Source organism: Streptococcus parasanguinis, assembly GCF_001069785.1.
Classification (GTDB): Bacteria; Bacillota; Bacilli; order Lactobacillales; family Streptococcaceae; genus Streptococcus; species Streptococcus parasanguinis_T.
This window is the reverse complement of record NZ_JVSR01000028.1, coordinates 1-11,902: the sequence shown is the minus strand read 5'-3', so window position 1 is coordinate 11,902 and position 11,902 is coordinate 1. Positions and strand designations below refer to the sequence as shown.

The window sequence follows — 11,902 nt, the reverse complement described above, 5'->3', positions numbered from 1 at the left end:
CTCCAAAAAATAAACTATCTTTACATCTATTTTACAGATGCTGTAAACTCATAAAAATATACGATATAAATCACAAAGCCAAGGATGGCAAAACTCACTAGTAGATAATACAGGATTGGTAACCAGCTCGCTTTCTGTCTTAATTTTCTTGAATGAAGCTCTTCGTCATCTACAAGTATTTCTTCATCAAATAACAATTCTTTTCCTTCACGAAAAGCTGTCAATAGGATGGACTCATCTAATCCCAAAGCCCATGCTAACTTTTTAAGATAGATCTGAGCGTAAAAGGGACTCGGTAATAGATCAAACTCATCGTTTTCCAACGCTTCTATATAAGGAATTCCAATGGCTGTTTTATTTGACACATCCTGTAAACTTAAGTGTAAATTTACTCTTGACAGTCTTAACACTTGACCAATCGTTCTCTTCTTCATGTTTTCCCTTCTTGATACATTGTTTACTACTTTTGAAAAATCATATAGTCAACCATCTCAGCCTGGTCGATGAACTGACGCCCTAATTTGATGATATCTTGTAAACTAATACCTTGTAAAATCTTTGGAAGATCATAAGAAGTGCTACCGTCTGAAAAATATTCAAACTGAGTGGCACTATACTCAAGCGAATTTAAACCTTGTAAGAAATCACCAAACATTTCGCTTTTAATCGTATCCAAATGTTCCTGATTGACATCTGGATCCTTCTCAAATTGTTTGATTGCTGACCTAAATTGATGAGATAGGGACACCGGTTCTTGAGTATCCATTGTCAAAATAACGAAATGAAATAATTCCTCAACCTCGACCTCAAGTGTCAATGAGTTGTCAATCTTCCCGGCTTCATATAAACTTTGAAACCGTTGCGAGGTCCAACCAAACATCATCGAAAATAGTAATTTCAACATCAATTTATAACGAAATTTTTCCTCTTCCTTAATGATATCATTTCCTCGAATTCCAATTGCCAACTTCGGAGTAGCAACTTCCATTCTACAAGATTGATTCAATCTTACTTCATTTTTTTCTACAGGAAAACGTTCTAACTCCACAGAAGGACGAGGAGAAGTCAGATCATATTTCTTTACTACTTGCAATACTTCATCAACATCAAAGTTTCCGATCACTAATAAATGCATTTGAGAGGGATGATAGAATAGATCAAAGTTTTCACGGAGATTATCTATTGTAATGTCAGAAATAGACTCCCTAGTTCCAGCAATATCATCTGCTAACGGTGTTCCAGGATATAAATTTTCTAAAGCACCAAAAAATAATCGATAGTCTGGACTATCTTGGTACATTCCAATTTCTTGTTGAATGATTTCTCTTTCCTTAGATACAGATTTTTCTGTAAAGGAAACCTTTGAAACCATCTCCAATAACAATTGAATATTTTCAGGGACTTTTGAAGTTGTTGAGAAAAGATAACTTGTCTTTGTAAAGCTTGTAAAGGCATTACTTTCCGATCCTAAATGAACGAATTTTTTTAAATAATCTTGACCATTTTCATCTTCAAACACTTTGTGTTCTAGAAAATGTGCAATTCCTGCAGGATATTGCCTTTCATCACCATTCACTAGAATTCGTGTATCCACTGAGCCAAACTTAGTTGTGATTATTCCATAGGTTTCATAATAATCTTCTTTGGGAATTAAATGAATAGTCAACCCATTTGACAAGCGTGTAAAGTAAACTTGCTCACCAACCGATTCATAATATTTTTCTTTAATTTTCAATCTTTACACTACTTTCCTTCCATAAAATAAACAGACTGTAAATTAATTGTTTTTGCTACTTCAATAATTTCTTCTCTACTAACCTTATCGATAGATTCTAACCACTCTTCTAGAGAAAGAACTTTCGTTCCTAGGATCGTTTTCAAATATTCCCTTTCAATCAAGGTATTTTGCCGATCCTGTGCTAATAAGGTCGTATTCACCAACATTTCTTTTGTCAATTGAAGCTCTGACTCTGTAAACTTGCCTCTTTTTAAATCATTCAACTGTCTCATAATCAAGGTCATTACTTTGGTACGAGATTCCTTATCAATGCCTGCAAAAACTCTCATGAAGCCTGTAAAAATATCAAAATGGCTTGAGATAGTATAAGCAAGGCCTTCTTTCTCACGTATTATTTGAAAAAGTCTCGAATGCGAGAAAGCTCCCAGCATCCCATTTAATACAACTAGAGGGATATGGAGAGATTCTCCATACTGGGTAGAAAAATGATAACCTAATTCTAAAATAGATTGTTGGTTTTGTTTTTGCTCTAACTTTTCTCTTACAACATTTGTAAAAGGTTGTTGATAGGTGACAGACAAATTGTTATCACGTGGCTTGAATTCAAACTGGTTCACTCGATCCACAATAGCGACCTCATTAAAGTCACCTATGAAAAAGAAGTCAATGTTATCTAATTGGAGCATCTGATGAAACTGTTCAAGAGAACTTTGAGCTGTTTCTTGTCTCACTAAATCAACTTTCCCCAATCTTGACATCCCGATTGTTTCGTCTTCAAAAAATAGTTGATTCAATTGCCCATGTGCATAATAATAAGGCTCTTCAATTTCTGACTCCAAATCGGAAATCGTATTTTTCTTTTCAACGTCAAATGTATCACTGTCAAAGTGATCTTCTACTACCAAAGGTGAAAAGAAGATAGTTTCTATAATGTCCAAAACTTCATCAGTAAGAACATTTTTCTTGCTCAAAAAGTCATCGCGCACAAAGGAAATATTCAAATCAACATAATGAACACGCCCCCTCTTAGAGACTGAGGTTGACAATTCTACCCCGTATAGACTCGCTAATTTTTCACGGAATAATTGTGAAGTTGGATATTTTTGATTTGCAGTTTCCATCATACAGGCTACTAAAACACGCGCAGCCACGGTATTTTCATCTAATGGCGATGAAAAACGGACCTTAATTTTATTGGTTTTAAATTTTTTTGATTGAAGAAAGTGAAGATTAACGCCCTTTACTAATTCCATTTTCATCCTCGTTCTACTCAATAGTAACTTTCATTATAACACGAAATCACACTAAAATCCTAATTCAAACTGTGAAAAATCTCCTCAAATCACTCAACATTCTCTACCCTAGAAAAACTAAAAATATGGTATAATAACACGCAAAGAGGTGAACTATGAATTACAAATTATTTGATGACTTTATTACATTACAAGCAATCTTAAAAGAACTCGGTATTATACAGAGTGGTGGTGCAATCAAAGCCTTTCTTCAAGAAAAAGAAGTCTTTGTTAATGGTGAATTAGAACAACGGAGAGGCCGTAAACTTCGTGTCAATGATCAAATTGACATTCCTGAACTGAACATGACTATCACCATTCTTGAACCTTCTCAAGAAGAAATAGAAGAGCATCTTAAAGAAAAGGAAGAAAAGGAACGTGTTGCTAAACTTGTCAAGCAACTCAATCAACAACAAAAGAAACTACCGACAAAGACTAACAAAAAAGAAAAAGCAATTCGCTTTCCTGGTATCTCGTAATGTGGTTAAAACAGTTATCCATTCAACATTTTCGTAATTATCAAGAACTTGAAGTCGAGTTTCATCCTGGATTAAATATTTTCCTAGGTCAAAATGCTCAGGGAAAGACCAATATTCTCGAATCAATTTATTTTCTAGCTTTAACTAGAAGTCATCGAACACGAAATGATAGAGATCTCATCTATTTTGAATCCACCGATTTTAAAGTTTCTGGTCAATTGCAAAGAGAAACTGGTCCCCTTCCATTAGAAATTTCCTTGACACCAAAAGGTCGGATAACTAAGGTAAATCATTTGAAACAAGCCAAATTATCGAACTATATTGGCCATATGAATGTTGTCCTTTTCGCACCCGAAGATTTGCAACTGATCAAAGGATCACCTGCAGGGCGTCGAAAGTTTATTGACATTGAATTAGGTCAGATGAAACCTCTCTACTTATCTGACTTATCTCAATACAACCATGTACTGAAACAAAGAAATAGTTATCTAAAAAATTCGGAAAAAATTGATGCTACATTTTTGGAGGTCTTAGATTCACAACTAGCTAGTTTTGGAAGTCGCGTCATCCATCATCGGCTTGAGTTTATTAAAAAATTAGAAGCTAAAGCAAAAGAAAAACATACTCGACTTTCTGACAACAAAGAAGACCTATCAATTCAATATCAGTCAACTGTTTTTTCTGAAGAAGGAAATGATATAGAAGAGCAGTTTCTCTCTATGTTGGAAAAAAACCGTCAGAAGGATATTTTTAGGAAAACAACAAGCATTGGGCCTCACAGGGATGATTTGGCATTTTTTATCAATAATATGAATGCTACCTTTGGTAGTCAAGGCCAGCATCGAAGTGTTGTTCTCTCTCTAAAATTAGCAGAAATTGAATTAATGGAAGAAATCACAAGAGAAAAGCCGATTTTACTACTTGACGATGTCATGAGCGAACTTGACAATTATCGTCAACTTCAACTACTTGAAACCATCTCTAATAATATTCAAACATTTATTACAACGACCACTCTCGATCATTTAAAAGAACTACCTGAAGAGTTGAAAATTTTCACTGTTCAAGCCGGTCATATCAAAACAGCATCTTGACAATACTGTCAAGATGCTGTTATTTTTGTTTACAAATGTGTAAATTTATTGTGCCGAGTAGTTAGGAGCCTCGTTTGTAATTTGCACATCATGAGGATGGCTTTCTTTCAATCCGGCACCGCTCATTTCGACAAATTGTGCATGATCATGTAAATCTTGAATGGTTGCTGCACCAACATAACCCATACCTGAACGAATACCACCGATCATTTGGAAGACCATATCTGCTACAGAACCTTTATAAGCAACGCGTCCTTCAATTCCTTCAGGGACCAATTTATTGGCTTCATTAACAGATCCTTGGAAGTAACGGTCGCTAGAACCTTTCTTCATTGCTGCAATAGATCCCATACCACGGTATGTTTTAAATTTACGACCTTGGAAGATTTCTGTTTCACCTGGTGCTTCATCTGTACCTGCAAGCATTGAGCCAAGCATAACTGCATTTCCACCAGCTGCGAGTGCTTTGACAATATCTCCTGAATACTTGATACCACCATCAGCAATGATCGTTTTTCCATATTCACGAGCTACAGCGGCTGCGTCATAAATAGCAGTCACTTGAGGAACACCAACCCCTGCAACAACACGAGTTGTACAGATTGATCCTGGACCAATTCCGACCTTAACTACGTCTACCCCTGCATCAAATAATGCACGAGCACCTTCAGCAGTTGCAATATTTCCTGCAATCAAGGTACGATCTGGGAAGTGGGCACGAATTTCTGCAATCTTACGAAGAACACCCGCAGAATGTCCATGAGCAGTATCGATGACAATAGCATCTGCACCAGCTTCAAAAAGAGCTTCTGCACGTTCAAAAGTATCTGAAGTAACCCCTACGGCACCAGCCACAAGCAAACGACCAAATTCATCCTTAGCCGCATTTGGAAACTCAATAACTTTTTCAATATCTTTAATTGTAATCAAGCCAGAAAGACGACCATTTTCATCTACCAATGGTAATTTTTCAATACGGTGCTCTTGTAGAATGCGTTCAGCTGTTTCCAAATCGGTTCCAACCGGTGCAGTTACCAAGTTTTCACTTGTCATATGATTTGAAATGGGTTGATTGTAATCAGAAATAAAACGCAAATCCCGGTTTGTAAGGATACCAACTAATTTACGATTTTCAAGTGTTTCAACAACAGGAACACCACTGATTCGGTATCGTCCCATCAACTCATCTGCTTCTGCAATTGTATGAGACGGAGTCAAATAGAACGGATCAATGATAACCCCATTTTCAGAACGTTTTACTTTGCGTACTTCATCTGCCTGTTGCTCAATTGACATGTTTTTATGGATCACACCAAGTCCACCAGCACGTGCCATAGCAATTGCCATTTGACTTTCAGTCACCGTATCCATAGCAGCAGTAATGATTGGGATATTCAAGCGTAAATTACTTGCTAATTGTGTACTTAAATCTGCATCATTAGGCAATACGTGACTTTCTGCTGGAATCAAAAGCACGTCATCGAATGTAAACCCTTTTTTCAAAAACTTTGTGTCCCAATTAGACATTAGCTGGATCCTCTTTTCTTTTTATTTGAGCAAGGCTCGAATTTTTATTGTTAATATCATACCATTCTATGGCAATTTGTCAATCATTTATTGGTAAATTATCAATGAACAGTAAAGAAATGTTCCCTATTAATGAAGTCGTTTTATTTTTTAAAATAGGTAATTCCCATCGCAGATTTTACTTCATCCAGTGTTTGAGCTGCTACATTTCGAGCGCGCTCGCTTCCTTTTTCAAGAATAGAGTAGACCTCACCCATATCCTTTGCAAACTCAAGACGTCTTTCACGAATCGGTCTTAATTCACGATCTAAAATTTCTAAAAGATATCGTTTGGTCTTTACATCACCAAGTCCACCACGTTGATAATGTTCTTTCATTTCTGCAATTTCAGCTGCATCTTCTGGACGGCCAAATACATCCAGGTAATGAAAGACCATATTGCCTTCAATTTTTCCTGGATCCTCTACTTTAATATGATCAGGATCAGTATACATACTCATCACTTTTTTCTTTAAAGTATCTGCATCATCAGCTAGGTAAATGCCATTATTCAACGATTTAGACATCTTAGCATTTCCGTCTAAACCAGGTAAGCGTCCTGCTGCTTCATTTTCAGGATAAATCCCTTCCGGTTCCACCAAAGTATCTGTGTTGTAAGCATGATTAAAGGAACGGACAATCTCACGAGTTTGCTCAATCATTGGCTTTTGATCATTTCCTACTGGAACAAAATTTGCTTTAAATGCTGTGATATCGGCTGCTTGTGAAATAGGGTATACCAAAAATCCTGTTGGAATACTCTCACCAAAACCTTTTTGAGAAATCTCGGTTTTTACAGTTGGGTTTCTTTCAAGTCGCGCCAAAGATACAAGATTCATGTAATACATGGTCAATTCCGCTAATTCAGGAATCTGACTTTGAATGAAAATCGTAACTTTTTCAGGATCTAGTCCAGCAGCTAGATAATCTAAAGCAACATTGCCAATAGACTCTACTATGGTTTTTGGATCTTTGGCATGATCTGTCAAAGCCTGCTGGTCTGCTAGAAAAACAAACATATTATATTCATCTTTATTTTGTAGCAAAACGCGATTTTTTAAAGAACCAACATAGTGGCCAATATGAAGTTTTCCTGTTGGTCTATCACCTGTCAAAATGATGGGTTTTGTCATACTCTTCTCCTTAATCGTTATCCTTATCATTATAGCACTTTCTAGTTGAAAATGTTAGTCTCTTCTCTATGTTTGTGACGAAATGAATCTTTACAAAATTGTCAACTTAATTTACAAGTTTGTAAAAACAAATTGACAGTAAAAAAGTTGAATTTTCCTCTATTTTCTAGTAAAATGAAGACATTATAGAAAGAGGAGAAAATCATTGCTTACAGTATCAGACGTCTCACTACGTTTTAGTGATCGAAAATTGTTTGACGATGTCAATATCAACTTTACAGAGGGAAACACATACGGTCTCATTGGGGCCAATGGTGCCGGAAAATCAACCTTTTTAAAAATTTTAGCTGGAGATATCGAACCAACCACTGGTCATATTTCTCTTGGTCCAGATGAACGTTTGTCCGTTCTTCGTCAAAATCACTTTGACTATGAAGACGAGCGTGTCATCGATGTTGTGATCATGGGGAATGAAAAACTCTACAACATCATGAAAGAGAAAGATGCTATCTACATGAAAGAAGATTTTTCTGACGAAGATGGTGTCCGTGCAGCTGAACTTGAAGGGGAATTCGCAGAACTTGGTGGATGGGAAGCGGAAAGCGAAGCTTCTCAATTGCTACAAAATCTAAATATTTCTGAAGATCTTCACTATCAAACTATGAGCGAGTTAGCAAATGGAGAAAAAGTGAAAGTTCTCTTAGCTAAAGCCCTCTTTGGTAAACCAGATGTCCTTCTTTTGGACGAGCCGACCAACGGTCTGGATATTCAGTCTATTACATGGTTAGAAGATTTTCTGATTGATTTTGAAAATACTGTTATCGTTGTTTCCCATGACCGTCACTTTTTGAATAAAGTCTGTACCCATATGGCGGATCTAGACTTTGGAAAAATTAAACTATACGTCGGAAACTATGATTTCTGGAAGGAATCTTCTGAACTGGCTGCTAAATTACAAGCAGATAGAAATGCAAAAGCTGAAGAAAAAATTAAACAATTGCAAGAGTTTGTCGCACGATTCTCGGCCAACGCTTCAAAATCAAAACAAGCAACATCTCGTAAAAAAATGCTTGACAAGATCGAACTAGAAGAGATTGTACCATCTAGTCGGAAATACCCATTTATTAACTTTAAAGCGGAACGAGAAATCGGGAATGATCTCTTGACAGTTGAAAATCTCTCTGTCAAGATCGATGGAGAAACCATCCTTGACAATATCAGCTTTATCTTACGGCCTGGTGACAAAACCGCCCTTATCGGACAGAACGATATTCAAACAACCGCTTTGATCCGTGCATTGATGGATGATATTGAATATGAAGGAACTATCAAGTGGGGAGTTACAACTAGTCGATCATATCTACCAAAAGACAACAGTCGTGATTTTGCAGGTGGTGAAAGTATTCTTGATTGGCTTCGTCAATTTGCAAGTAAAGAAGAAGATGACAACACGTTCCTTCGTGGTTTCTTAGGACGTATGCTCTTTTCGGGTGACGAAGTTAACAAGTCTGTCAACGTCTTGTCAGGGGGAGAAAAGGTCCGTGTCATGTTGTCTAAATTGATGCTCCTCAAGTCAAATGTTCTTGTACTAGATGATCCAACCAATCACTTGGATTTGGAGTCTATTTCAAGTTTAAATGATGGATTGAAGAATTTTAAAGAATCGATTATCTTTGCTAGCCATGACCACGAATTCATTCAAACACTCGCCAACCATATTATCGTTCTTTCAAAAAACGGCGTAATCGATCGTATTGATGAAACCTATGATGAGTTTCTTGAAAATGAAGAAGTTCAAGCAAAAGTGAAAGAACTTTGGAGTCAATCATAAAAATAAAGAGCCCTGAAATAATAATTTCAGGCTCTTTCAGTAGAAATATATGAATAAAACAAAGCTAAAAACATCCCTTTTTATAGTATCTTCTTTCCTGATTCCAGCTATCATGATGTTCTTTATTTACCTCTCGCAAGGAATCTACTGGAACAGTGATACATCCCCCTTATTAGGAGATGGTTATCATCAGTATGTCATTTTTGATACCACACTTCGAAATATTTTACATGGGACAGATAGCCTATTTTACAGTTTTCAAAGTGGATTAGGTATTAATTTCTATGCACTCAGTAGCTATTATCTAGGAAGTTTCTTTTCTCCCCTTGTCTACTTCTTTAATGCACAATCCATGCCAGATGCTGTTTATCTCATCACTCTTCTTAAATTTGGAGCTATTGGGTTAAGCACTTATATTAGTTTACATGGAATGTTTTCTAAAATTCCTAGATCCCTGGTTCTTACCCTTTCAACCTCATTTGCTCTTATGAGCTTTGCTATCAGCCAAATTGAAATCAAAACTTGGCTAGATGTTTTTATCCTAGCACCATTAATTCTTTATGGATTCAAAAAACTCATTTACAATGAAGGAGAGATTCTCTACTTTATCAGCTTAACCAGCTTGTTTATCCAAAATTATTATTTTGGGTTTATGATGTCTATTTTTCTCATTTTATGGTACTTGACACAACTGTCATGGGACATCAAAGGAATTGGAAAACGCTTCTTTCATTTTGTAATTGTATCTATTTTATCAGTTATAACAAGCCTTGTGATGTTATATCCAACCTTCTTAGATTTACGCACTCATGGAGAAAGCTTTTCAAAGATTGACAGTATCTTTACAGAAAAAAGTTGGTATCTTGACATATTTGCAAAAAATTTCATTGGAAGTTTTGACACTACTAAATATGGATCAATTCCAATGATCTACGTGGGATTATTTCCACTTCTTTTAGCGATTACCTTTTTCTTTGTAAAGTCGATCAAGTTTCACGTGAAACTTTCTTACTTTATACTCTTGACCATTCTTATTTTGAGTTTTCGTTTTCAATTATTAGATCTCCTTTGGCAAGGTATGCACGCGCCAAATATGTTTCTTCATCGATACTCTTGGATCTTTTCTTTGACGATTATTCTGATGGCAGGAGAAGTACTAAATCGAATAGAGGAGATCACTTGGATTCGTTTTAGTCTTGCTAATTTCCTCCTTATTCTAGGATTTGGAGCAACTGTCCTTTACAGCAGTCACTATAAATTTTTAGATGCTGTCAATTTTATTGTTACTTTTGAATTTTTAATTGCTTTCTATTTGGTCTGTTTAGGATTTATCCTAAAAAAGATACCGCCTAGACTTTTCTATCTTTCGATCCTTTTTTTCTCCATTTTTGAATTATCGGTAAATAGTTATTATCAAATGGAAGGAATTGCGAATGAATGGGTCTTTGCTTCTCGATCATCCTACGAACGCGACTTAAAAGCCATCCAATCCTTAGTAAGAGAGAAGACAGACTCAAATTATCGGACTGAGATTCTACATCCACAAACGGGCAATGATAGCATGAAGTATGGTTATAATGGAATTTCTCAATTTTCATCTGTACGAAATACGGATGCTAGCTCGACATTGGACAAACTAGGATTTAAATCTGAAGGAACTAACCTCAATCTTCGATACCAAAACAATTCTATTTTAATGGATAGTCTATTTGGTGTTCGCTATAATTTAAGCCAACAACCTGTTCAAAAATTTGGATTTAAAGAGATTGCAACCAAAAATGGAGTCTCACTTTCAGAAAACGAATACGCCTTACCAATCGCCTTTCTGTCAGCAAAACCTTATAAAAATACTTCCTTTACGAATTTGACACTGGATAATCAGACACGATTCATCCATCAAATCACAGATGAAAAATATAAATTTTATAAGAAATTAAATATTCTCTCGCCTACTTCACAAAATACTACATCTTCGTTGCAAACTGCAAAAATTGAAGAAGATAGTCATCTATCCTACGCAAGTATTCAATATGAAGTAACGGTTCCTGCCCATAGCCAACTATATGTCAATGTTCCAAATTTACAATTTTCAAACGATGATCGGAAAGATATTGAAATCAGCTACAATGGACAGACCCAACGCTATACCATTGATAATGCCTTTCCATTCTTTTCAATTGGCCATTTTGACACAGAAGAAACAGTTACTATTCGTATGAGTTTTCCAGAAAATTCGACAGTCTCCTTTGATACACCAGAATTTTTTGCTCTGGATCTTGACCAATACACACAAGCTATCGCTAGTATTCGTCAGCAAGAAGTTGCTATTCACAAAAAGAAAAACAAATTGGTAGCAGCCTATAACGCAAATAGAGACACTACCCTTATTTTTACACTCCCTTATGATAAAGGCTGGTCAGCTAAACAAAATGGAAAGCCTATCCAAATTCATCGCATCCAGAAAGGATTGATGGGAGTTCGTGTTTCAAAAGGATCCGGAACAGTCACCTTAACATTTGTTCCCCAAGGCTTCATTGAAGGACTTATTGCCTTTTTCATTGGAATCATTCTCTTCTTCCTCTACGAATGGAGACAAATAAAAAGACGAAAAAGTTAAGGAATCTAACCATCGTTCACTTATAAATAAAAGGCTAGGATAGTCATTATCCTAGCCTTTTTCAAAACAAAAAAAAAAACACCCAAATGGGTGCTATACTAGCTCCGCCAGTAGGACTCGAACCTACGACATCATGATTAACAGTCATGCGC

The 11,902-nt window shown here is 36.1% G+C and carries 9 protein-coding genes; 4 read left to right on the top strand and 5 right to left on the bottom strand.

Features of this window, described 5'->3' with window-relative positions; all coding sequences use genetic code 11:
- Nucleotides 1-26: 26 nt before the first annotated feature.
- The 3 genes from ADG03_RS01885 to yfmF are packed head-to-tail and all read right to left on the bottom strand — an operon-like array spanning nucleotide 27 to nucleotide 2,991.
- On the bottom strand, nucleotides 27-434 hold the full coding sequence (locus tag ADG03_RS01885) for a helix-turn-helix domain-containing protein (RefSeq protein WP_003002050.1): 408 nt from the start codon (nucleotides 432-434) through the stop codon (nucleotides 27-29).
- A 26-nt stretch (nucleotides 435-460) separates the two neighbouring features.
- The gene (gene yfmH, locus ADG03_RS01880; protein WP_049471769.1) at nucleotides 461-1,735 is read right to left on the bottom strand and encodes an EF-P 5-aminopentanol modification-associated protein YfmH; all 1,275 of its coding nucleotides are present in this window, start codon (nucleotides 1,733-1,735) and stop codon (nucleotides 461-463) included.
- Nucleotides 1,736-1,743: 8 nt separating this feature from the next.
- A complete protein-coding gene (yfmF, locus tag ADG03_RS01875; protein ID WP_049471798.1) occupies nucleotides 1,744-2,991 on the bottom strand; it encodes an EF-P 5-aminopentanol modification-associated protein YfmF in 1,248 nt (415 codons plus the stop codon).
- Between the two features lie 155 nt (nucleotides 2,992-3,146).
- On the opposite strand from yfmF, the gene yaaA reads away from it, so the two are divergent.
- Nucleotides 3,147-3,509: a S4 domain-containing protein YaaA gene (gene yaaA / locus ADG03_RS01870; protein ID WP_049471768.1), complete on the top strand. Its 363-nt coding sequence runs from the start codon at nucleotides 3,147-3,149 to the stop codon at nucleotides 3,507-3,509.
- Complete coding sequence (gene recF, locus ADG03_RS01865) at nucleotides 3,509-4,603, top strand: DNA replication/repair protein RecF (RefSeq protein ID WP_049471767.1); 1,095 nt, start codon at nucleotides 3,509-3,511, stop codon at nucleotides 4,601-4,603. Before yaaA ends, recF begins: the two co-directional genes overlap by 1 nt.
- A gap of 45 nt (nucleotides 4,604-4,648) precedes the next feature.
- Here recF and guaB read toward each other — a convergent pair whose 3' ends face one another.
- Both guaB and trpS read right to left on the bottom strand, forming a co-directional pair.
- Nucleotides 4,649-6,130, bottom strand: a complete 1,482-nt coding sequence (guaB, locus tag ADG03_RS01860) for an IMP dehydrogenase (protein ID WP_003009220.1) — start codon at nucleotides 6,128-6,130, stop codon at nucleotides 4,649-4,651.
- Between the two features lie 143 nt (nucleotides 6,131-6,273).
- On the bottom strand, nucleotides 6,274-7,302 hold the full coding sequence (gene trpS, locus ADG03_RS01855; protein WP_003002236.1) for a tryptophan--tRNA ligase: 1,029 nt from the start codon (nucleotides 7,300-7,302) through the stop codon (nucleotides 6,274-6,276).
- A 205-nt stretch (nucleotides 7,303-7,507) separates the two neighbouring features.
- Between trpS and ADG03_RS01850 the strand changes: the two genes are divergently transcribed.
- A complete protein-coding gene (locus ADG03_RS01850; RefSeq protein ID WP_049471766.1) occupies nucleotides 7,508-9,133 on the top strand; it encodes an ABC-F family ATP-binding cassette domain-containing protein in 1,626 nt (541 codons plus the stop codon).
- Between the two features lie 49 nt (nucleotides 9,134-9,182).
- The gene (locus ADG03_RS01845; RefSeq protein ID WP_049471765.1) at nucleotides 9,183-11,750 is read left to right on the top strand and encodes a YfhO family protein; all 2,568 of its coding nucleotides are present in this window, start codon (nucleotides 9,183-9,185) and stop codon (nucleotides 11,748-11,750) included.
- Nucleotides 11,751-11,902 lie beyond the last annotated feature (152 nt).

Excerpts from the sequence above, each read along its gene's own strand:
- ADG03_RS01885 (WP_003002050.1), bottom strand. The coding sequence starts at position 434 with ATGAAGAAGAGAACGATTGGTCAAGTGTTAAGACTGTCAAGAGTAAAT.
- yfmF (WP_049471798.1), bottom strand. The coding sequence starts at position 2,991 with ATGGAATTAGTAAAGGGCGTTAATCTTCACTTTCTTCAATCAAAAAAA.
- yaaA (WP_049471768.1), top strand. The coding sequence starts at position 3,147 with ATGAATTACAAATTATTTGATGACTTTATTACATTACAAGCAATCTTA.
- recF (WP_049471767.1), top strand. The coding sequence starts at position 3,509 with ATGTGGTTAAAACAGTTATCCATTCAACATTTTCGTAATTATCAAGAA.
- guaB (WP_003009220.1), bottom strand. The coding sequence starts at position 6,130 with ATGTCTAATTGGGACACAAAGTTTTTGAAAAAAGGGTTTACATTCGAT.
- trpS (WP_003002236.1), bottom strand. The coding sequence starts at position 7,302 with ATGACAAAACCCATCATTTTGACAGGTGATAGACCAACAGGAAAACTT.
- ADG03_RS01845 (WP_049471765.1), top strand. The coding sequence starts at position 9,183 with ATGAATAAAACAAAGCTAAAAACATCCCTTTTTATAGTATCTTCTTTC.